Raw genomic sequence first — 19,634 nt, forward strand, 5'->3', positions numbered from 1 at the left:
AGCGCAGCCTTCGACATCGAGATGTGCTCCGGTGTGCCGAAACGCACATACAGCCAGGCATCCCCTCGCCAGAATGGTCCCAAGCAGCGACTTGCGGTGCGGCAGAAGATGCACCGCTCTTCAGGAGACGGACCATGGAATCCATCCATCAGCAGCCAGCGTGGACCGACGCTGTCGAGCATGCCGGAGCCGGTGCCAGCACGCGGGGTCTGCAAAAGGCGCTGACGGCGCTGGCCGTCGCCGTCGCAGCGCTCGCGAGCGCGGTCGTGCTGGTCCTGATTCCGCAGCCGATTCCCTATGCATCGCCGGTGCCGCTCGCCTGCAGCGGGACCGGGACGCACGAATCACCCGAGGTCGCCATGGCGCGGCACACGAGCCGCCTTTCCAGGAGCATCGATGACATACCCAACTCCCAATGTGCGTGAGTCAGGCACCGGACCCGGTGTCGTCTGCGTCCACTCGAACGCAAGTACTTCGTCGCAGTGGCGCGCATTAATGGATCGCCTGTCCCCGGACTTTCATGTCTTCGCGCCGGACTCTTTCGGCGCCGGACAAAGTCCTGCGTGGCCGAGGGACCGCGTCGTGACGCTGAGCGACGAGGCGGCGCTGCTGGAACCGGTCTTCGAGGCGGCTGGATCGCCGTTCTCTCTCGTCGGCCACTCGTACGGCGGCGCGGTGGCGCTGATGGCGGCTCTGGCCCGGCCGAGCCGCGTTCGCGCGATCGCGGTCTACGAGCCGACGCTCTTCGCGCTGCTCGATGAGGAACATCCCGGGCACGTGGCGGCCAGCGGCATACGTTCTGCAGTCGCTGACGCGGTCCGCGCCCTCGAGGCGCACGACCCTGCGGGCGCGGCCCAGGTCTTCATCGACTACTGGATGGGCCCCGGGACCTGGAGCCGGATACCCGCCGCTCGCCAGGCGCCGATCGCGGCATCCATAGTCAATGTCGCGGGCTGGGCGCATGCCCTGTTTTCAGAGCCCACGCCATTGCGCGCGTTTCGCGCGCTGAAGGTTCCGGTCCTGTACATGGTGGGCGGGAAATCGCCGGCTTCGTCGCGGGGGGTGGCCCGACTCCTGACGAGCGCGCTGCCCAATGTCAAGGTGCTCGAGTTCGGCGAACTGGGTCACATGGGGCCCGTGACACATCCGGAATTGGTCAACGACGCCGTGGCGGACTTTCTTTCTCACAACGCGTGGGTGCGCGGCTCAGCCGCGAGCAGATCGACCTAGGTCCGCGATCAGGTATCTTCGGCACAATGCCCGTCCCAATCACGCCGACATCGAATCCTTCGCTTGCGGATCTGTCCCGTTCGGTCACTGGCGCCAACAGCCTGGAAGAGCTCGCGCGCCCATTGCTCGAGATGCTGCATGTCGCGACCGGGCTGGAGTCCACCTACCTGACCTCGATCGACCTGAAGGCCGGCGAGCAACAGGTTCAGTTCACGCTCAACCGGGGCGCGATGTCGATTCCCGAGGGGCTGACCGTGCCCTGGGGCGACACCCTTTGCAAACGCGCGCTCGACGAGGAGAAGTCCTTCTGCAATGACGTCGCCGAAAGCTGGGGCGACTCCGAAGCGGCAAGGGCACTGGGGATCAAGACCTACGCCAGCGCCCCGGTACGAACCAGCGAAGGGCTGCTGGTCGGCACGCTGTGTGCGGCTGGCGGCAGCTCCGTCGAACTCGGCGATTGGGCGCAGAGCACCCTCAACATGTTCTCGAAGATGGTGTCGCAATACATCGAGCGCGAACTGCTCCTCCAGCAGCTGAAGGCAGCCAATTCCGAGCTGATGATCCATGCGCTGACCGACGCCCTGACCGGCCTGCCGAATCGCCGCGCCATCCTCGACGAACTCGGGCGCATGCTCGCGCGCTGCGCACTCGATGGCATGCCCCTGCTCGTCGGCCTCGTGGATCTCGATGACTTCAAGGCGATCAACGACACGCGGGGGCACCACCGGGGAGACCAGTTCCTGCAGGCCATCGGCCACCGGCTGGGCGGCGCGGTGCGGGCAGCCGACATGGTCGGACGCATGGGCGGGGATGAATTCGCCGTGCTCGCGCCCGGTCCCCATGAAGGCATCGATCCGGGCGAGGCGGCGAATGCTCTGCGGCAGCGACTCGCGAAGGCAACGGCGGGTCGCTACTTGCTTGGCGACGCGGCGCTCGACTATGCTGGCGCGAGCGTCGGCGTGGTCGCACTGCACGGCGGGGTCGACGCCGAGACCGCATTGCGGCAAGCCGATGCTGCGATGTATGCGGACAAGCGCAGTCGCAAGACAGCCGTGGCTCAGCGGCCTTCCTGAAGCGCGACGTCCGCCATGCAGCAGGCGCCATGGGCGCTTGCATCCTCTCCAGGCGAAGGAGCCGCACCTTGCTCGCGAACCGTTCCATGCCAGCCGCCGAGGTCATACCGGTTCTTGCCTATGCCGACGCGCCTGCGGCGGCGAGCTGGCTGTGCAGCGCCTTCGGGTTCACCGTCCGACTCCGGATCGGCGACCATCGCATTCAACTGAACGTGGGCGTCGGCGCCGTGGTGGTTCGCAGCGCGGACACCGGCGGTGCAGCACCGAGCGAGGTGCAGTCCGTCATGGTGCGTGTCCATGACGTCGACGCGCACCGGTCCCGCGCCGTCGCGAGCGGGGCAGGATCCGCCGGAAGCCCGTGACGCATCCCTTTGGGGAGCGGCAGTACAGCTGCCAGGACATCGGCGGTCACTGGTGGACCTTCTCCGAATCTCTGGCAGATGTGCCGCCCGCCCTCTGGGGCGGCGAGCTCGTCGACGACGGTCCGCCCTGAGTTCAAGGCCGCGAGAAGAGCGCCTCCGCATGTTCCAGGAACTTGCGCGCGATCGGCGCATGAGGACCATTGGAGCTCCAGACGAAGCCACTCTTGCGCATCGGCGCGATGCCCGGCAGCGCGACGCGCTGAATGCACAGCCCGCTCGACCAGAGCGCCGACCAATCCGGCAGCAACGATATGCCGAGGCCCTGGTCGACCATCGCCGCGATGGACATCAGGCCGTTGATCTCCAGTCGCGTGTGTGGCGTCAGGCCGTGCTGGCGCAGATAGCGGTCGGCCATCTGCCCGCCTGCCACGCTGCGGTCGTACTGGATATAGGGCTGGGTCCGGAGCAGGTCGTGCGCTTCGCGGTGCGCCAGATCGTCGGGCGCGACCACGACAAGCGGCTCTTCCATCAGGACGCGAAAGTCGCAGGTCTTCGGCATCGCGAACTGAGGCTCGACCACGACGGCTGCGTCGAGGTCGCCCGCGGCCACCATTCGACAAAGCTCTACCGAGGCATTCGACACCACCGAGACGGAGAGGTCGGGGTTGGCGGCGTAGAGCCTCCGAAGCACAGGTGGCAGCACGGTCGTGAGCGCCGAGACGAAGCTTCCGAGCCGCAGCTCGCCCAGTTGCACGCGCTCGTTGGCCAGGGCTCGCAGGTCCCGCTCGGCACGCAGGATGTTGCGCGCGCGGTCGAAGATGTTGAGACCCGCGGCGGTCGGCTTCACGACGCGCCCGGAGCGCTTCAGGAGTTGGGTGCCCAACTCGTCCTCGAGCGCCTTGAGCCTCGCGGCGACGGCTGCGGCGGTCAAGTCCAAACGCCGCGCGGCCTCGGCGATCGAGCCGCATTCGACCGTGGTGACGAAGCTCTGAACGTAGCGCAAGTCCATGCATCACCCCGCTGGCGACAGCAGTTAGAACAAAAAAATATTTTAGTCTGAAGCAAGCAAAGCCAAATTGTTCTCGGTTGTCTACTGGTCGACCATTGCGCTCGCATTCAGAAAAAGGAGACAACGCGATGATCGAAGAACCCGTGAATCAGAAGCGCAGAAAAGCCGTGGTCACAGCCCTTGCAGTGAGCACGCTCGTCGCCGCGCTGCCGGTGACGGCTGCCGCAGGCGCCTACCCGGAGAAACCCATCACGATGGTGGTCCCGTTCCCGCCCGGAGGCGCAACCGACATCATCGGCCGGGTCATCGCCGCAGAGTTGTCCGCAACGCTGGGCAAGCCCGTGGTGATCGACAATCGGAGCGGGGCCGGAGGGAACATCGGCGCGCAGGCAGTGGCCAAGGCGCCTCCCGATGGCTACACCATCCTCATGGGCGCCATGACCTCCCACTCGACCATTGCCACCCTGGAGAAGGACAAGGTCCGCTATGACCTGGTCAAGGACCTCTCGGCGGTGGCGGTCATCGGCAGTGTTCCATTGGTATTCGTCGCGACGCCCTCGCTTCCGGTGAAGTCATTGGGTGAACTGGTGGCCTACGTCAAGGCCAACCCCGGCAAGGTTTCCTTCGGCTCATCGGGCGCCGGGGCGCCCCAGCGCATGGCCTCGGAAATGCTCGCGACCCAGAACAGGCTCGCGATCGAACACATTCCCTACCGTGGAAGCGGCCCGGCCATCAACGACCTGGTCGGCGGACAGATCCAGTTCATGGCCGAGACCGTGCCGGCCGTGCAGCAATTCATCAAGGCCGGCAAGCTCACGCCCCTCGCGGTCGCCGCCGCCACTCGCGACCCCAACCTGCCCGAGGTGCCCACCACGGCGGAGGCAGGCTTCCCCAGCCTCCTGGTCAGCTCCACCTTTGGCATTCTCGTGCCCGCTGCAACGCCCAGGGAGGTCGTGCAGAAGCTGAACACGGAGATCTACAGCGCGCTCCGGAAGCCGGGCGTTCAAGCGCAGCTGGCGCAGCAGGGCGTCATCGCGCAGACCGCCCTCACGCCGGACGCGGCGCAGGACAGGTTGAAGGCGGAAGTGGCGAAATGGGCAAAGGTCATCGCCGAAGCGAACATCAAACCAGACGAGTGAAGAACATGAACGAAACACCCAAGGGCCTGAAGAAGGGCCTGACGAACTATGGCGACCAAGGCTTCTCGCTGTTCCTGCGCAAGGCCTTCATCAAGGGCGCCGGATACACCGACGATGCGCTGGACCGACCGGTCATCGGCATCACCAACACCGGCAGCAGCTACAACCCCTGCCACGGCAACATGCCGCAACTCCTCGAAGCGGTGAAGCGTGGCGTCATGCTGGCCGGGGGGCTGCCGATGGACTTCCCGACGATTTCCGTCCACGAGAGCTTCTCGGCCCCGACCAGCATGTACCTGCGCAATCTCATGTCGATGGACACCGAGGAACTGGTACGTGCGCAGCCCATGGATGCGGTGGTTCTCATAGGCGGCTGCGACAAGACGGTGCCGGCGCAGCTGATGGGTGCCGCGTCTGCCGGGATCCCGGCCATCCAGCTCATCACCGGGTCGATGCTGACCGGCAGCCATCGAGGCGAGCGCGTCGGCGCCTGCACGGACTGCCGTCGCTACTGGGGCAAGTTCCGCGCAGAGGAGATCGATGCACAAGAGATCTCCGACGTCAACAATCAGTTGGTCGCGAGCGTCGGCACCTGCTCGGTGATGGGTACCGCGAGCACCATGGCGTGCGTCGCCGAGGCGCTCGGAATGACGGTGCCCGGTGGCGCGTCGCCGCCCGCGGTGACCGCGGACCGCATCCGCATTGCCGAGCAAACCGGCGCCCAGGCGGTCGAACTGGCCCGCAAAGGGCTGACGATCGACAAGATCCTGACGCCGGCCGCCTTCGAAAACGCACTGCGGGTGCTGCTCGCCATCGGTGGTTCGACCAACGGCATCGTCCATCTGACAGCCATCGCCGGTCGCGTGGGCATCGACATCGACCTCGCCGGCCTGGACCGGATGGGCAGGGAGACACCGGTGCTGGTCGATCTCAAGCCATCGGGCCAGCATTACATGGAGGATTTCCACAAGGCCGGCGGCATGGCAACCCTGCTTCGCGAACTCAAGCCATTGCTGCGCCTGGAAGCACTGACCGTGACCGGTCGGTCGCTGGGCGAAGAAATCGAACTGGCGGGCAGCGGCTTCGCGCAGGATGTCGTGCGACCCTTCGACAAGCCCATCTACCCGCAAGGCGGGCTGGCCGTGCTGCGAGGCAATCTGGCCCCGGGAGGCGCCATCATCAAGCAGTCGGCTGCCGACCCGAAATTGATGGAGCACGAAGGGCGGGCGGTCGTCTTCGAGAACAGTGCCGACCTCGCCGACCGCATCGACAGCGACGACCTGGATGTCAGGGCCGACGACATTCTCGTGTTGAAGAACATCGGTCCGAAGGGGGCACCCGGCATGCCGGAAGCCGGCTACATCCCGATTCCGCGCAAGCTCGCTCGCGCCGGCTTGAAGGACATCGTGCGCGTCTCCGACGGCCGCATGAGCGGCACGGCATTCGGCACCATCGTCTTGCACGTCACGCCGGAAGCTGCGGTCGGCGGGCCGCTGGCCTGCGTGCGCAGCGGCGACCGCATCCGCTTGAGCGTGGCGAACCGCGAGATTTCGCTTCTGGTGTCCGATCAGGAAATCGCCCGGCGTGCGGCTGAAAACCCGGTGGTCGAACCCACTGCCGAGAGAGGCTACCGGAAGCTGTTCCTCCAGACCGTGACGCAGGCGGACAAGGGCGTCGACTTTGATTTCCTGCGGGCCCCGAAGTCGGTGGGAAAGGCGCCTGAATAGATCGCATGGGCGGGGCATCTCGAAGCCCGGCATCGGGAATTCCCTGACGGCTTTCTGCCGATCGCCCGGCTTGGCGCCGTCCTTGGCGCGGCGCAAAATGGTCCTCGACACCGGAGTCGCCATGCCCGAATTCCTGCGCACCGATCCCAGCTTCCATCCCTCGCCGCGGCTGGCGGCCTGACGCGTCGAGCCGGTGCCGTCGCCATGAGCACCGCCGCAACCGTCTCTCTCTGGGCCGGCGTGGTGGTCATCGGCATCTACCACGGCCTCAACCCTGCGATGGGCTGGCCGCTCGCGGTGGCCAACGGCCTGGGCGCCCGACGCGGCGGGGCCGTCTTCGCCACCTGGGTGCCCCTGGGCGCGGGCCATCTGCTGGCGATGGCGCTGGTGCTGGTGCCCTTCGCGCTGCTCACCTGGATGATGGAGCGCAGCCTGGAGATCCGGGTCGGCGCCGGCGTGCTGGTGCTGCTCTATGGGCTGTCGCGGCTGCTTGTCCGCCAACGCCATCGCCACAGCCCGCTGGTGCGCATCCGGTCGACGCAGGTGGCCTTCTGGTCCTTCCTGATGGCCAGCGGGCACGGCGCCGCGCTGATGCTGCTGCCGGTGCTCCTGGGGCTGTGCGAGACGCCGGCCGCGACCGCCGCGGGGGGCTTCGATCGCGCGGCCGCGATGGACCTGATGCGCGCCAGCGTCGGCACGGCGGTGGTCGTCTCGCTGGTGCACACCGCGGCGATGATCGCCTCGGGCCTCGCCGTCGGCTGGGTGGTCTACCGCTATCTCGGCCTGCGGGCCCTGCGTGCCCAGTGGATCGACCTGGACATCGTCTGGGCGCTGGGCCTGATCGTCTCGGGCAGCGCCGGCGTGGCGACGGCGCTGCTCGCCTATTCGTCGCGCTGAAGAGCAGGCCGCCGGGCCGCAGGTTTTCCCTGATCGCAAATGTCGTCGCGACGACTGCGCCGCGGGCGGCGGCCGGCCGACAATGCGAAGCAACGCGCAACACGGTGGCCGCACAGGAGGCAAGACGATGCAATTTGTCCCGCTCGCAGCGACGAGTGGCTTGGCCGCGGCCGGCGGACCCAGCGCCAACTCGCTGGCCCTGGCAGGGCTGATCGGGAGCGTCGGCGCCGACGATTTCTCCCGCCGGGCGCTGGCGCACATCAACCGGATGCTGCCGGTCTGCTGGTGGTCGGTGTACCGGTTGCACGAGCAGGGGCCGCCCGAGATTCACCTGAACGCCAGCTTCGAGGCCCGGGACCGCACCGCGGCGGCCTTTCGTGTCTATCGACAGGGGCTCTACCGCGCCGACCGCAGCTTCGATCCGGCCAGGCAGACGCGCCCGGGCGCCAGCTCGCTGACCCATCTGCATGCCGAAGAGATCTCGCGCGTGCAGCGGCGCGAGATCTACACCGCCAACGGGCTGCGCGAGCGGGTCTCGCTGGTGCGCCGCTGCGACGACGGCAGCCTGCTGGCGCTGAACCTCTACCGCAACGAAAGCCAGTGCGGTTTTCAGGACAACGAGCTGGCGCTGCTGCAGGAACTCGGTGCGCCGCTGATCGCCTGCGTCGAGTTGCAGCTGCGCCTGTCGTGTCCGGCACCGGTGCCGGTGGTCGAGGACGCGCGCCCGCTGCTCGGCCTGCCGCGGCGCGAGCGCGAGGTCTGCGAGAGACTGCTGATGGGATGGACCTACGACGGCGTGGCGGCCGACCTGGGCCTCTCGGCCGGCACCGTCAAGACCTACCGCGACCGGGCCTTCGAGCGGCTCGGGATTCACCATCGCAACGAGCTGTTCGCGATGGCCCTGGCGCATCAGGGTTAGCCCGGTCCCCATCGCAGCAGACAAGGTCGGGCGGCGCTTGCTCCTATCCTGCCGGCTCCGGTGGCGCATCCCGCGCCGCCCCAGCGAGGAAGTCCGGTGAGCGTTCCAGGCATTCGTGATCGCGAGCAGGTGCGGCAGATCGAGTCGCGGCCGTACGCGGAGTTTCTGCCGCACGCCTCGGTGCTGGAGGCGCTCGAGCACTCGGCCCGCCTGCATGGCGACAGGCGCGCCCTGACCTACATCCCTGCGGCCGATCTGCAGCAGCCTCCGGCCAGCTGGACCCACGCCGGCTTCGTCGCCGAAGTCCGCCGCGCCGCGCGCCTGTTCCAGCGCCTCTCCGGCGACGAAGCGCCGAGGGTGGCGATGCTGCTGCCGGCCATTCCCCAGGCCTACTTCACGCTCTGGGGCGCCGAGGCGGCCGGCGTCGCCTGCCCGGTCAACTACCTGCTGGGCGCGGAGCACATCGCCGAGCTCCTCTGCGCGGCCGAGGCCAACATCCTCGTGGCGCTGGGGCCGAACGCGGAACTCGACATCTGGCCGCGCATCGCCGAGATCCGCGCGCGCTGTCCGAAGCTGCGCTGCGTGCTGGCCGTCGGCGCGCCGGCCGGCGATGGCGCCGTGCTCGATTTCGATCGCGAGCTGGCTGCCACCCGCGCCGATGATTTCGTGGCGCCCGGCGACGACCCCGACCGGCTGGCGGCGCTGTTTCACACCGGCGGCACCACCGGCCGCCCCAAGTTGGCCATGCAGACCCAGCGCAACCAGCTGCATGCAGCCTGGGGCGCGGCGCGCATGTACGGCGCCGGCCCGGCCGATGTGATCCTCAACGGCTTCCCGCTGTTCCATGTGGCGGGCTCGATGGTCTACGGCCTGTCGACCCTGCTGGCCGGCGGCGAAGTGCTGCTGCCCACCTTGCTGGGCATGCGCAACCTCGACTTCGTGAAAGCCTACTGGCGCTGCGTCGAGCGCCATCGCGTCAGCCTGCTGGCCACGGTGCCGACCGTGATCTCGGCCCTGCTCGGCGTCGAGCGCGGCGATGCCGACCTCTCGAGCGTGCGCGCCCTGCTGACCGGCGGCTCGCCGCTGCCGACCGAGCTGGCGGACGGTTTCGAGCAGCGCTTCGGCATCCCGGTGCGCAACATCCTCGGCATGACCGAGTGCGGCGGCGTCATCGCGATCGAGCCGGTGGCGGGGCCGCGCGTGGCGGGTTCGGTCGGCCTCGCCTTGCCGTTCACGCGGCTGCGGGTGGTCGACGAGCTCGGCCTCGAGGTCGCGGCCGGCGTCGACGGCGTGCTGCAGATCAGCGGTCCCAACGTCGGGCCCGGCTACACCGAGGCATCGCGCAACGCCGGGACCTTCACCGACGACGGCTGGCTGGTGTCGGGCGACATCGCGCACATCGATCTCGAGGGCCGCGTGTTCGTGACCGGCCGGGCCAAGGACCTGATCATCCGCAGCGGCCACAACATCGACCCGATCGTGATCGAGGACGCGCTGCTGCGGCACCCCGACGTGCTGATGGCAGCGGCCGTGGGCGCGCCCGACGAGTACGCCGGCGAAATCCCGGTCGCCTTCGTCTCGCTGCGCCCCGGTGCCGCGGTCACGGCCGCCGCGCTGCATGACTTCGCGCAGCAGTTCATCCCCGAGCGGCCGGCGTTCCCGAAGCGCATCGTGGTGCTCGACGCGCTGCCGACGACCGCCATCGGCAAGCTGTTCAAGCCCGAACTGAGGGCGCAGGCGGTGCGTGCCGTGCTGGCGGACCGCCTGGCGGGCGAAGGACTCGACACCCTCGTCGCGCTCGACGTGCTGCTGGAGCCGCGCGGCCCGGTGGCCGAGTTCTCGGCGGTCGCCGACGCCGGCCTCGAGGCGCGGATCCGAAAGCTGATGAGCGGCTTCGCGCTCGAGTACCGGCTCTCGCGACAACATTCCAATGGAGACCCAGAAAGATGACTTTCAGATCCTCACGCAGACATTGCCTGCTCGGCGGCCTGGGCCTGGCGGCCGCCGCGATCGCGCCCTCGGCTGCGTTCGCGCAGGCCTTTCCCAGTCGCTCGCTGCGGCTGGCGGTCGGCTTCGCGCCCGGCACCGGGCCCGACGTGGTCGCGCGCACCCTCGGCCAGCGCCTGGGCGATCTGCTCCAGCAGCCGCTGGTGATCGAGAACCGCGCCGGTGCGGGCGGGCAGATCGCGGCGCAGTTCGTCGCCAAGAGTCCGCCCGACGGCTACACGCTGCTGATCGCCGATGTCAGCGCGATCAGCATCGCGCCGGCCGCGTTCTCCAGGCTCGGCTACGACCCGGCGAAGGAACTGGTCGCGGTGTCGGAGGTGGTCCGCACCGACTTCATCCTGGTGGTGCCCAACCAGTCGCCGGCGCGCACGGTGGCCGAGTTCGCCAAGCTCGCCGCCGCCAGCCGCGAGAAGACCAACTTCGGCACCTTCGGCGCCGGCACGCCGGGCCACTTCGGGGCCGAGATGTTCGCCGAGCAGGCGGGTTTCAAGGTCGAGCCGGTCCACTACCGGGCCACCGGCGATGCGGTGTCGGCGATCATCGCGGGCGACGTGCAGGGTGCCTTCGTGTCGACGGCCCTGGCCACGGCCCAGGTCAAGGGCGGCAAGATGCGCGCCCTGGCGACCACGGCGCCGCAGCGTTCGCCGCTGTTGCCTGAGGTGCCGACCTTCGCGGAGTCGGGCTTTCCGAAGGCCGACTTCTCGGCCTGGTTCGTGCTGTTCGTGCCGGCCGGGACGCCGCCCGGCGTGATCGCCACGCTCAACGAACAGGCCATCGCCGCGGTCCGCACGCCGGATGTGCGCCGCCGGCTCGAAGAGGCGGGCTTCAGCGTACTGGGCACCAGCCAGGCCGAGGCCGCCAGGATGGTGGTCGACGAGACTGCGAAGTGGAAGAAGGTGGTGGCGGCGACCGGCTTCAAGGGCGACTGAGACACGCCCGCGCGCTGCATCGAGCGCAGGGCGGGGCGGGCCGAAGTCCACCGGGGCTTCGTGGCCGTTGATCGTGTCGGTTGCGCCCGCGCGCCGACCTGCTTAACCTGCCTGAAAACCAACGCCTCCAAGGAGGTCTCATGTTCAGGCTCACGGTCGCGACCTTGCTGCTCGTGCTGGCAGGCTGCTCGGGAAATCCGCAGCCCCGCCAGTTCTCGGTGTGTTCGACCCAGCCCGGCAGCTACGCCTGCCAGGTCGAGCGCATGTCGAACGCCGGCATGTGACAGCGGCCGCCTGCAGGCATGTCTGTCAGCGGACCAGGTAGTACGCGGAGAACTCGCCGGCGCTGTGCGCGCAGCGCTGGAACCCGACGCGAAGCAGCCAGCCTTCGAACCTGGGACTCGCGATGTTCTCGAGATAGAGCACGCGTGCCTGCAGGCCGTCGCTGCCGTCGAGGAAGCGCTCGACCAGCCGCGCGAAGTACCCCTGGCTTCGGGCGTCCTCGGCCACGTGGACGTGGGCCAGGCAAAGCGCCGGCTCTCCCGGCGTGGAGGCCTTGAACCAGGAATAGCGCAGGTACGCCTGGAGCGCGGCGCTCGTGTACCAGCGCGAGACGACGTCGTGCGCCCGAGGGATGCTGGCCTCGAACTGTGTGAGCCATGCGAAGCAGAGGTCCAGCTCGGCCTCCAGTTTGGTCGTGCAGTCCATGAGCCCATCGTAGCCGCCGTGCGAGGGCCGCTATTGCGCTACAGCAACAGTGCAGCGTCTCGAAATCGGTTTCCGGCCTGGGGACTTTCCCCAAGCGGAAATGCCCGCCGGCGTCTCATTGGGCCGGGCCGGTGGTGGCGGAGCGCATTCACTTGCGCCAGAACGAGGGCGTCAGCAGCGCGATGAAGCTCAGCATCTCGAGCCGCCCGAGCACCATCGCGAAAGTGCAGACCCAGACCTGGAAATCCGTCAGGCCGCTGAAGTTGCCCGCCGGCCCGACGGTGCCGAGCCCCGGCCCGGTGCAGTTCACGCTGGCCAGCACCGCGCTGAAGGCCGTGACCGGGTCGAGGTCGGTCAGCACCAGCAGCATGCTCAGCGAGATCGTGGTCACGCCGTAGACCAGCATGAAGGCCAGCACCGAGAAGATCACGCGGTGGTCGACCACCATGCTGCCGAGCGTCACCGGCTGGACCGCTCGCGGATGCACCAGCCGGGTCATCTCGCGCCGCGCCTGCTTCACGAGGATCAGCACCCGCACCATCTTGATGCCGCAGCCGGCCGAACCGGCGCTGGTCGCCACGCCCGAGAGCAGCAGCATGAAGAGCGGCGCGAACACCGGCCAGGCCAGGTAATCGACGGTCGCGAACCCGGTCGTGCTGCCGACCGAGATGGTGTGGAAGACGCCATAGCGCAGCGCATCCACCGGCCCGTAGACCCCCTTCACCCACAGCACCACCGCCACGAGCAGGCCGCCGCCGATCAGCGCGATCAGCGTGGCGCGCAGTTCCGGGTCACGCCAGAAGCCGCGCCAGTGACCCTTTCGCATGGCGACGAAATAAAGCGCGAAGTTGCAGCTGGCCGCGAGCATGAAGATCACGGCCACGCCTTCGAGCAGCGGCGATCCGAAATGCGCGAAGCTCGCGTCGTGGGACGAGAGACCGCCCAGGCTCACGGTGGCGAACATGTGCATCATCGCGTCGATGGCCGTCATGCCGCCGGCCCAGTAGGCGAGGAAGCAGGCCGCCGAGAACGTGGCGTAGATGCCCCACAGTCCCTTGGCGGTTTCCTTCACTCGCGGCGTGAGCTTGCTGTCCTTGATCGGGCCGGCCACCTCGGCCTTGAAGAGCTGGCTGCCGCCGACGCCCAGCAGCGGCAGGATGGCCACCGCCAGCACCAGGATCCCCATGCCGCCCAGCCATTGCAGGAAGGTGCGCCAGACGTTGATCGACACCGGCAGGTCGTCCAGCTTGGCAAGCACCGTCGCGCCCGTGGTCGTGAGCCCCGACACCGCTTCGAAGTATCCATGCGTGAAGTTGATCGGCCGTCCGATGCTGTCGAGCGACCACATCATCGGCAGCGTGGCGAACAGCGGCAGCAGCACCCAGGTGAACGACACCAGGAAGATGCCGTGGCGCGGTTGCAGCTCGCGCTTGTATTTGCGCAGCCCGCCCCACAACGCACCGCCGCAGGCGAAAGAGATCGCCGCCGAGATGGCCCACACATGGCGCAGGCCGTCGGCGTGCGTCCACGAGATGATCCACGGCACGAACATGGCGAACGAGAAGAAAGTCAACAGCGCGCCGAGCACGCGCAGCACCGGAAAGAAGTCGCTCATGGACGAGGCCGGTGGCGTCAGAAGAAGGTGGCGCTGACGCGGAACAGCTTCTCCACGTCGCGCACCTGGCGCTTGCGCGGCACGAAGATCACGACGTGGTCGTTGCTCTCGATCACGGTGTCGCCGCGCGCGATGATCACCTGCGCCGGGATCGGCGCCGCGGTGCCGGCCGGAGGCTCGCCCTCGCCGATCTCCGGCAGGCCGCGCATCACCAGCCCGAACTGCGCGCCCTTGGGGAGCTGGATGTCCGAGATCCGGCGGCCGACCACGCGCGAGGTCTTGCGGTCGCCGCGCGCCACGATTTCCAGCGCTTCGGCCACGCCGCGGCGCAGGCTGTGGACCGCCTGCACGTCGCCCTGGCGCACATAGGCCAGCAGCTCGCCGAGCATGGTCTGCGCGGGCGACAGCGCGATGTCGATCTGGGTGCCGTGCATCAGGTCGGCATAGCTGCGCCGGTTGATCAGCGCCAGCACGCGCCGCGCGCCGAGCCGCTTGGCCAGCAGGCTGGCCATGATGTTGTCCTCGTCGTCGCTGGTGAGCGAGAGGAACAAGTCGATGTTCTCGATGCCTTCGTCTTCCAGCAGGTCTTCGTCGGTGCCGTCGCCATGCAGCACCAGCACGCTGCCCGGCAGTTCGGAGGCCAGCTGCACGCAGCGCGCGTGGTCGCGCTCGAGCACCTTGATCTGGTAGTTGCCCCCGGTCTCGACCAGCTGCTTGGCGAGCCGCAGGCCGACGCGGCCGCCGCCCGCGATCATGATGCGCTCGACCTCGCGATGGTCCGCCTTGTCATAGCGGTGCAGCGCCGACAGCACCGCCGGCAGGTGCTCGCGCGCCGACAGCACGAACACTTCGTCGCCGGCCTCGATCAGCGTCGGGCCTTCGCAGATGATGAAGCGGTCGGGCTCGTTCTCGAGCCGGCGGTAGATGCCGACGATGCGCATGTCGGCACCGGGCACGGTTTCGCGCAGCTCGGCGATGCTGTGGCGCACCATCGGCGCGCCGGCGACCGCGCGCACCGCCACCAGGCAGGCCAGCCCGTTGGCGAACTCGCGCACCTGCAGCGCCTCCGGGTACTCGACCAGCTTGCCGATGTAGCGCGTCAGCGATTCCTCGGGGCAGATCACGCAGTCGACCGCGAAGCCCTCCTTGCCGAGCAGCGGGCTGTCTTCCTTGAAGGCACTCGAGCGCACCCGCGCGATGCGCGTCGGGATGCCGAAGACCTGGTAGGCGACCTTGCAGCACACGAGGTTGGTCTCGTCCTGCGCGGCGCAGGCGATCAGCATGTCGCAATCGCGCGCACCAGCCTCGGCCAGCACGTCGGGCTCGATGCCGCTGCCCACCACGCCGCGCAGTTCGATGCGTTCTTCGAGTTCGCGCAGCCGCACCGCGTCGGTGTCGATGACGGTGATGTCGTTGCGCTCGGACACCAGCGTGCCGGCCACGCTCTCGCCGATCCGGCCTGCGCCGAGGATGATGATTTTCAAGTGTTGGACTCTCCGGGACGCTTTATACGCTTGAAGGGCGAGGCCCGAGCGCCGGTGATCCTTGCCACGGCGGGGGTTTGTCGGCATCATCGCCGGCGCTGAGGAAGGAGCCCGCCGATGAAACCGTGGATTCGACATGCCGCCGCGCTCGCCACCTTCGTGGCCGCGGCCGCCGCGCAGGCGGCCGGCCTCGTGGGCAGCACGCTGCCGGCGGGCTTCCCCTCGATCGAAGACACTTCGCTGCGCAAGCCCCTGATCGGCTTCGGCGCCGCCGGAGCGGTGACGCGAACGCCGGTGATCTTCATTCACGGCAACAACGACACGCCGTTTCCCACGCCCTGCAATCCCTTGGGGCGTATCCAGGCGCTGGCCCAATACCTGGCCGACCACGGCTACGCCACCAGCGAGCTGTGGGGCGTGGGCTACCAGGGCGACCAATGCGACCTCGCGGCCGACCAGACACGGCGCTCGAGCATCGCCCACACCAATGCGGCCAACGTGCCCGACCTGCGGCGCTTCGTGCGCGCGGTGATGGAGTTCACGGGCGCCAGGCGGGTCGACATCGTCGGCCACAGCCTGGGCGTGACGCTGGCGCGCGAGTGGATCCGCCAGGACGAGGCGCAGCAGCTGGTGCGCCGCTTCGTGGCCATCGACGGGCCCAACCACGGCATCATCAACTGCTCGCCCGACCCCGCCAACTACTTCCAGGCCCCGGCCGCGGGCGGCTTCACGCCGGCGAGCGATGTCTGCCAGGAACTGGGCTCGCCCGACACGCCGTTTTTGCGCCTGCTCAACGGCCGCAACGGCCGCAACGAGAACGACGGGCCCACGCGGGTGCTGGTGATCCGCAACGGCGATGCCAGCTTCGTCTACTTCCCGGTGCAGGACGGCGTGATCGCGCCGGTGCCCGCCGTCGATTCCTTCGGCAAGCCGACCGACTTCTCCCGCAGCGCGAGCCTGCGCGGCGCGCGCGAGATCGTGCTCACGGGGCAGGGCGCCTACGACCTCGTCCTGGGCACCGGGCACCTCGGCATCCTGAATTCGCCGCAGACCTGGCAGGCCACCTTCGAGTTCCTGAACGACCGCTCCAGGGGCAAGGACGACTGAGTCGGCCCCTCATCGGGCCGGGCCGCTATGCTGGGCGGCATGACTCCCAAGACGCTGCTCGTCGTCTACCACACCATGACCGGCGGCACCGCGCAGATGGCGCAGGCCGCCGCCGCCGGCGCAGGCGCCGAAGCCGGTGTGCGGGTGCGCCTGCTGCGGGCGCCGGAGGCCCAGCCCGAGGACGTGCTGGGCGCCGACGGCTACGTGTTCGCCACGCCCGAGAACCTGGCTGCGATGGCCGGGCTCATGAAGGACTTCTTCGACCGCTGCTACTACGCCGCGCTCGACCGCATCAACGGCCGGCCCTATGCCGCGCTGGTGTGCGCGGGCAGCGACGGCCAGAACGCCGCGCGCCAGATCGACCGCATCGCCACCGGCTGGCGGCTGCGCTCCATCGCGCCGGCCTTGATCGTGTGCACCCATGCGCAGACGCCCGAGGCCATCGCGCGGCCCAAGCAGATCGGCGCCGACGACCTCGCGCAATGCCGCGAACTGGGTGCCGCGCTGGCGGCGGGGATGGCGCTCGGCGTGTTCTGAGCGCCCGGGCGCTCCTGCCGCGCCGCGCCGGCGTTCAGCCCTTGGGCGGCGGATAGGCCAGCTTGCCTGCGTTGCCCAGGAGCTCGACGGTTTCCGCGACGGTGTAGAGCTGCGAGGTCTTGAGGCTGCGTACATGCCCGGCGAGCTCGACCGCGATGACCGCCGTGGCCGCCACCTTGGCATCGGGTGCTTCGTAGATGATGAAGCCGTCGTGGTCGCCCGCCATGTAGTACATGCTGAGGAGCTTGCCGCCCAGTTTCTCGATCAGCGCCTTGACCGGGGCGCTGCGGTCTTCAGGGTTCTTGGCCAGCTTCTGCCAGCCTTCGGTGTTGTAGCTGAAGCAAGTCATGTAGGTAGGCATGCGCGTCTCCAATCTTGAAACCGGGGCCGCAACGAATCCGGGCCCGCGGCCCGGCGCCGCCCGGGTCCCTCGTGGCGGCCGGTTCGCTTTTACTCCGTCGAAGGCGGAATGCAATGCGGGCCTGCTTTTCCCTCACTGCAGGCGGGTCTGCGCGTCAGCTTCAGGCCGTTCGTTGCGGGCCCGCCTTGCGCGCCTTGCCGATCAGCACCAGCGCGATGCCGCCGAGGATCGCGCCCGAAGCGAGCGCGAGCCGCAGCGAGATCGCCTCCGAAAGAAGCAGCGCCCCGCCGAAGGCGGCGATCGGCGGAACCGACAGCTGCACCGTGGCTGCGCGCATCGCGGACAGACCGGGCAGGGCGGCATACCAGATGACGTAGCCGATGCCGGAAGTGATGGCGCCGGAGGCGATCGCCAGGGCCGCGCCGTGCGCATCCGCGTGCATCCGGCTGGCGAACAGCAGGCTCAGCAGCAGCGCCACCGGAGCCGCCCGCGCGAAGTTGGAGGCGGTCGCGGCCAGCGGATCCGCGACGCCGCGGCCGCGCAGCGAGTAGACGCCCCAGGCGATGCCGGCAATGGCCATCAAGCCCGCACCCAGCGGCGGCGGCGCGGCGATCCCCGGCGACACCAGGTAGAAGAGCCCCGCGACGGCCAGCACGAAACCGGTCCACGCCATCGGGCCGAAGCGCTCGCCGGCGCGCAGTCCGGCGCTGAACATGGTCAGTTGCACCGCGCCGAAGAGGATCAAGGCACCGCTGCCGGCGGACAGGCTCAGGTAGGCGAAGGAAAAGAACGCGACATAGGCGAACAGCATGGCGGCAGCGAGCCAGTCGGCAGCGGCCGACGGCGCCGGGCCCGACCTGAGACGCACGATGACGGCGAGCATCAGCGCGCCGGACACCAGCCGGATGCTCGAGAAGCTGGCCGGGTCGATGCTCCCGTGCTGCAGGGCGAGCCGGCACAACAGCGAATTGGCGGCGAAGGCCAGCATGGCCGCGGCAGTCAGGAGGATCGTCCGCAGCCTGGCCGGGCCGCCGCGTTCCTCAGGCATTCGTCGCCACCAGCACGGCGGCCCATCCCAGCAGGGCGAATCCCAGGGGCGCGCTCAGGCGCCGGCCCCAGCGGAGGTTCTTCTCGATCGCCATCACGGCGGCGAGCAACAGCATCCAGCCGAGGCTGCCGGTGCCGACGACGAACATCAGCAGCATCAGCGCCCAGCAGCAGCCGACGCAGAACAGGCCGTGGTGCATGCCGAGCGCGAAGGCCTGGCGCGCCTGGCCTTGGCCGCGCCAGTGCTCGATGACGAAGCTCAAGGGCGTGCGGCACTTGTCCATGCAGCGGTGCTTGAGGCTGCTGAACTGGAAGGCGCCGGCCAGCGCGATGGTCGCGGCGCCGATCAGCCAGCCGTTCCAGGCCACGGTGGGCGAGTTGGCGAGCAGCGCCAGCACGCCGCTGTGAAGCGCATGCGCGAGGAGGCCGAAGGCGCCCCACACCGCCACGTAGCCGAGGCCGAGCAGCACCAGGAGGCGCCCATGGTCCGGGCGCCCGGCCGTCAACCGGTCGAAGGCGTTGAACAGGGGCAGGGTGGTCGGCAGCATCATGGCGGCCGTCATGAGGATCCAGGCGGCGGCGTAGAGCAGCATCGGCAGCAGCACGCTGCCGGCCGGCACGGCGCGGCACAGGAAGGCGGCCGGACCGGAGGTCATCCAGTCGTCGTGCGCGAGATAGCGCCCGTACGGGCTGCGCGCCCAGGCCCAGAGCAGCAGCCACGCCAACGCGATCAGCGCTGCGAGCACCGGCAGGAAGATGCGCTGGTGACGCGAGGCAGCGCCCGTGGGTGGGGGCGCCGGCTTCTCGCCCCGGACGGCACTCACAAGGCGACTTCCATGTTGCGCAGTCGGTCTGCAGGCCGTTCAACAGTCGAAGACGAAGGTGCTTTGCAGGGCGTTGTGGTTCTTGATGTCGAGGTCGATGCCCAGGGCGGGGTTCTTCGACCGGTAGGTGGGCGCCTTGCCGACGAATACCGGCGCGCCCGGCACGGTCGAGAACACGGTGTCGGACAGCGTGGTCTGGCCGCCGGTCGCGCCGCGATAGGGTTCGAGTTCGGCGTAGTAGTCCTTGCCGATCTCGAGTTCGCCCTTGCCCTCCTTCACCGTGAAGCGGATCGGCGCCCGCTCCACCGAAACGACTTGGCCGATGAGCTTGGCGAGATCGGCGATCGGGCCGCCGGCCTGGCCGGTGTAGACCTTGAGAAGCGCCTCCTCCTGGGCCTTCGACGCGTTGTCGTCGACGAAGATCGCCGCGGTCCAGTTGCCTTCGAGGATGTTGCCGGGCACATGCGCCACGGCCGCGATGGTGTTGCCGCCCACGTCGACGCCGTCGATCGTGCCCTTGTCGATGCGCCACGCGACGATGGTGTCGCAGGTGCCGTTGTCGGGGTCCTCACCAATCCAGCAGGGGCACAGCACATTGCAGTTGCACACCTCCAGCAGACGTCCTTCCAGGTGATAGCTCATACGAACCTCCGTTGAAG

The 19,634-nt window shown here is 68.7% G+C and carries 21 protein-coding genes; 13 read left to right on the forward strand and 8 right to left on the reverse strand.

The genetic code is table 11. The features are described from left to right. Positions 1-134 precede the first annotated feature (134 nt). The 4 genes from QTI45_RS16475 to QTI45_RS16490 all read left to right on the forward strand — a co-directional run bounded on the left by QTI45_RS16475 (position 135) and on the right by QTI45_RS16490 (position 2,665). Positions 135-425 (forward strand): hypothetical protein, encoded by a 291-nt coding sequence (locus QTI45_RS16475; RefSeq protein WP_286655180.1) that lies wholly within the window; start codon positions 135-137, stop codon positions 423-425. After that, entirely contained in the window at positions 397-1,230 is an 834-nt protein-coding gene (locus QTI45_RS16480; protein WP_286655181.1) for an alpha/beta fold hydrolase, read from the forward strand. The genes QTI45_RS16475 and QTI45_RS16480 overlap by 29 nt, the downstream gene beginning before the upstream one ends. A gap of 131 nt (positions 1,231-1,361) precedes the next feature. Beyond that, complete coding sequence (locus QTI45_RS16485; protein WP_353621317.1) at positions 1,362-2,303, forward strand: GGDEF domain-containing protein; 942 nt, start codon at positions 1,362-1,364, stop codon at positions 2,301-2,303. Positions 2,304-2,371: 68 nt separating this feature from the next. After that, positions 2,372-2,665, forward strand: a complete 294-nt coding sequence (locus tag QTI45_RS16490; RefSeq protein WP_286655183.1) for a VOC family protein — start codon at positions 2,372-2,374, stop codon at positions 2,663-2,665. Positions 2,666-2,798: 133 nt separating this feature from the next. On the opposite strand, the gene QTI45_RS16495 is transcribed toward QTI45_RS16490, so the two are convergent. Then, positions 2,799-3,674, reverse strand: a complete 876-nt coding sequence (locus tag QTI45_RS16495) for a LysR family transcriptional regulator (RefSeq protein WP_286655184.1) — start codon at positions 3,672-3,674, stop codon at positions 2,799-2,801. Positions 3,675-3,802: 128 nt separating this feature from the next. Here QTI45_RS16495 and QTI45_RS16500 point away from each other — a divergent pair, with 128 nt between their 5' ends. The 7 genes from QTI45_RS16500 to QTI45_RS16530 all read left to right on the forward strand — a co-directional run bounded on the left by QTI45_RS16500 (position 3,803) and on the right by QTI45_RS16530 (position 11,576). Next, on the forward strand, positions 3,803-4,813 hold the full coding sequence (locus tag QTI45_RS16500) for a Bug family tripartite tricarboxylate transporter substrate binding protein (RefSeq protein WP_286655185.1): 1,011 nt from the start codon (positions 3,803-3,805) through the stop codon (positions 4,811-4,813). A gap of 5 nt (positions 4,814-4,818) precedes the next feature. Continuing rightward, a complete protein-coding gene (locus tag QTI45_RS16505) occupies positions 4,819-6,540 on the forward strand; it encodes an IlvD/Edd family dehydratase (protein WP_286655483.1) in 1,722 nt (573 codons plus the stop codon). 204 nt (positions 6,541-6,744) lie between these two features. After that, positions 6,745-7,437 carry a hypothetical protein gene (locus QTI45_RS16510; RefSeq protein ID WP_286655186.1) on the forward strand — a complete coding sequence of 231 codons (693 nt, stop codon included), beginning with the start codon at positions 6,745-6,747 and terminating at the stop codon, positions 7,435-7,437. Between the two features lie 127 nt (positions 7,438-7,564). Beyond that, positions 7,565-8,356 carry a helix-turn-helix transcriptional regulator gene (locus QTI45_RS16515; RefSeq protein ID WP_286655187.1) on the forward strand — a complete coding sequence of 264 codons (792 nt, stop codon included), beginning with the start codon at positions 7,565-7,567 and terminating at the stop codon, positions 8,354-8,356. Between the two features lie 96 nt (positions 8,357-8,452). Next, on the forward strand, positions 8,453-10,306 hold the full coding sequence (locus tag QTI45_RS16520) for an AMP-binding protein (protein ID WP_286655188.1): 1,854 nt from the start codon (positions 8,453-8,455) through the stop codon (positions 10,304-10,306). Then, complete coding sequence (locus QTI45_RS16525; RefSeq protein ID WP_286655189.1) at positions 10,303-11,292, forward strand: Bug family tripartite tricarboxylate transporter substrate binding protein; 990 nt, start codon at positions 10,303-10,305, stop codon at positions 11,290-11,292. The genes QTI45_RS16520 and QTI45_RS16525 overlap by 4 nt, the downstream gene beginning before the upstream one ends. A 140-nt stretch (positions 11,293-11,432) precedes the next feature. After that, positions 11,433-11,576 (forward strand): hypothetical protein, encoded by a 144-nt coding sequence (locus QTI45_RS16530; protein ID WP_286370244.1) that lies wholly within the window; start codon positions 11,433-11,435, stop codon positions 11,574-11,576. Between the two features lie 25 nt (positions 11,577-11,601). Here the strand turns inward: QTI45_RS16530 and QTI45_RS16535 are convergent, their stop codons facing one another. From QTI45_RS16535 to trkA, 3 genes are all read right to left on the reverse strand, one after another. Further along, positions 11,602-12,000: a GNAT family N-acetyltransferase gene (locus QTI45_RS16535; protein WP_286370245.1), complete on the reverse strand. Its 399-nt coding sequence runs from the start codon at positions 11,998-12,000 to the stop codon at positions 11,602-11,604. Between the two features lie 148 nt (positions 12,001-12,148). After that, positions 12,149-13,615 carry a TrkH family potassium uptake protein gene (locus QTI45_RS16540; protein ID WP_286655190.1) on the reverse strand — a complete coding sequence of 489 codons (1,467 nt, stop codon included), beginning with the start codon at positions 13,613-13,615 and terminating at the stop codon, positions 12,149-12,151. Between the two features lie 17 nt (positions 13,616-13,632). Then, positions 13,633-15,099: a Trk system potassium transporter TrkA gene (gene trkA, locus QTI45_RS16545; RefSeq protein ID WP_286655191.1), complete on the reverse strand. Its 1,467-nt coding sequence runs from the start codon at positions 15,097-15,099 to the stop codon at positions 13,633-13,635. Positions 15,100-15,216: 117 nt separating this feature from the next. Here trkA and QTI45_RS16550 point away from each other — a divergent pair, with 117 nt between their 5' ends. Together QTI45_RS16550 and QTI45_RS16555 are read left to right on the forward strand one after the other, a co-directional pair. Then, positions 15,217-16,206, forward strand: coding sequence for an alpha/beta fold hydrolase (locus QTI45_RS16550; protein WP_286655192.1), 990 nt, complete (start codon positions 15,217-15,219; stop codon positions 16,204-16,206). 39 nt (positions 16,207-16,245) lie between these two features. Beyond that, a complete protein-coding gene (locus QTI45_RS16555) occupies positions 16,246-16,743 on the forward strand; it encodes a flavodoxin family protein (RefSeq protein ID WP_286655193.1) in 498 nt (165 codons plus the stop codon). A 34-nt stretch (positions 16,744-16,777) separates the two neighbouring features. Here QTI45_RS16555 and QTI45_RS16560 read toward each other — a convergent pair whose 3' ends face one another. The 4 genes from QTI45_RS16560 to QTI45_RS16575 all read right to left on the reverse strand — a co-directional run bounded on the left by QTI45_RS16560 (position 16,778) and on the right by QTI45_RS16575 (position 19,617). Beyond that, entirely contained in the window at positions 16,778-17,104 is a 327-nt protein-coding gene (locus QTI45_RS16560) for a GYD domain-containing protein (protein WP_286370250.1), read from the reverse strand. Positions 17,105-17,264: 160 nt separating this feature from the next. After that, positions 17,265-18,152, reverse strand: a complete 888-nt coding sequence (locus QTI45_RS16565) for a DMT family transporter (protein ID WP_286655194.1) — start codon at positions 18,150-18,152, stop codon at positions 17,265-17,267. Continuing rightward, positions 18,145-18,975, reverse strand: a complete 831-nt coding sequence (locus QTI45_RS16570) for a DUF2182 domain-containing protein (RefSeq protein ID WP_286370252.1) — start codon at positions 18,973-18,975, stop codon at positions 18,145-18,147. The genes QTI45_RS16565 and QTI45_RS16570 overlap by 8 nt, the downstream gene beginning before the upstream one ends. 39 nt (positions 18,976-19,014) lie before the next feature. Continuing rightward, the gene (locus QTI45_RS16575; RefSeq protein ID WP_286370253.1) at positions 19,015-19,617 is read right to left on the reverse strand and encodes a DUF1326 domain-containing protein; all 603 of its coding nucleotides are present in this window, start codon (positions 19,615-19,617) and stop codon (positions 19,015-19,017) included. Between the last annotated feature and the right edge of the window lie 17 nt (positions 19,618-19,634).

This window comes from Variovorax saccharolyticus, from assembly GCF_030316765.1.
Taxonomy (GTDB): Bacteria; Pseudomonadota; Gammaproteobacteria; order Burkholderiales; family Burkholderiaceae_C; genus Variovorax; species Variovorax saccharolyticus.

Excerpts from the sequence above, each read along its gene's own strand:
- QTI45_RS16475 (WP_286655180.1), top strand. The coding sequence starts at position 135 with ATGGAATCCATCCATCAGCAGCCAGCGTGGACCGACGCTGTCGAGCAT.
- QTI45_RS16480 (WP_286655181.1), top strand. The coding sequence starts at position 397 with ATGACATACCCAACTCCCAATGTGCGTGAGTCAGGCACCGGACCCGGT.
- QTI45_RS16485 (WP_353621317.1), top strand. The coding sequence starts at position 1,362 with ATGCTGCATGTCGCGACCGGGCTGGAGTCCACCTACCTGACCTCGATC.
- QTI45_RS16495 (WP_286655184.1), bottom strand. The coding sequence starts at position 3,674 with ATGGACTTGCGCTACGTTCAGAGCTTCGTCACCACGGTCGAATGCGGC.
- QTI45_RS16500 (WP_286655185.1), top strand. The coding sequence starts at position 3,803 with ATGATCGAAGAACCCGTGAATCAGAAGCGCAGAAAAGCCGTGGTCACA.
- QTI45_RS16505 (WP_286655483.1), top strand. The coding sequence starts at position 4,819 with ATGAACGAAACACCCAAGGGCCTGAAGAAGGGCCTGACGAACTATGGC.
- QTI45_RS16510 (WP_286655186.1), top strand. The coding sequence starts at position 6,745 with ATGAGCACCGCCGCAACCGTCTCTCTCTGGGCCGGCGTGGTGGTCATC.
- QTI45_RS16515 (WP_286655187.1), top strand. The coding sequence starts at position 7,565 with ATGCAATTTGTCCCGCTCGCAGCGACGAGTGGCTTGGCCGCGGCCGGC.
- QTI45_RS16525 (WP_286655189.1), top strand. The coding sequence starts at position 10,303 with ATGACTTTCAGATCCTCACGCAGACATTGCCTGCTCGGCGGCCTGGGC.
- QTI45_RS16530 (WP_286370244.1), top strand. The coding sequence starts at position 11,433 with ATGTTCAGGCTCACGGTCGCGACCTTGCTGCTCGTGCTGGCAGGCTGC.
- QTI45_RS16535 (WP_286370245.1), bottom strand. The coding sequence starts at position 12,000 with ATGGACTGCACGACCAAACTGGAGGCCGAGCTGGACCTCTGCTTCGCA.
- QTI45_RS16540 (WP_286655190.1), bottom strand. The coding sequence starts at position 13,615 with ATGAGCGACTTCTTTCCGGTGCTGCGCGTGCTCGGCGCGCTGTTGACT.
- QTI45_RS16550 (WP_286655192.1), top strand. The coding sequence starts at position 15,217 with ATGAAACCGTGGATTCGACATGCCGCCGCGCTCGCCACCTTCGTGGCC.
- QTI45_RS16555 (WP_286655193.1), top strand. The coding sequence starts at position 16,246 with ATGACTCCCAAGACGCTGCTCGTCGTCTACCACACCATGACCGGCGGC.
- QTI45_RS16560 (WP_286370250.1), bottom strand. The coding sequence starts at position 17,104 with ATGCCTACCTACATGACTTGCTTCAGCTACAACACCGAAGGCTGGCAG.
- QTI45_RS16565 (WP_286655194.1), bottom strand. The coding sequence starts at position 18,152 with ATGCCTGAGGAACGCGGCGGCCCGGCCAGGCTGCGGACGATCCTCCTG.
- QTI45_RS16575 (WP_286370253.1), bottom strand. The coding sequence starts at position 19,617 with ATGAGCTATCACCTGGAAGGACGTCTGCTGGAGGTGTGCAACTGCAAT.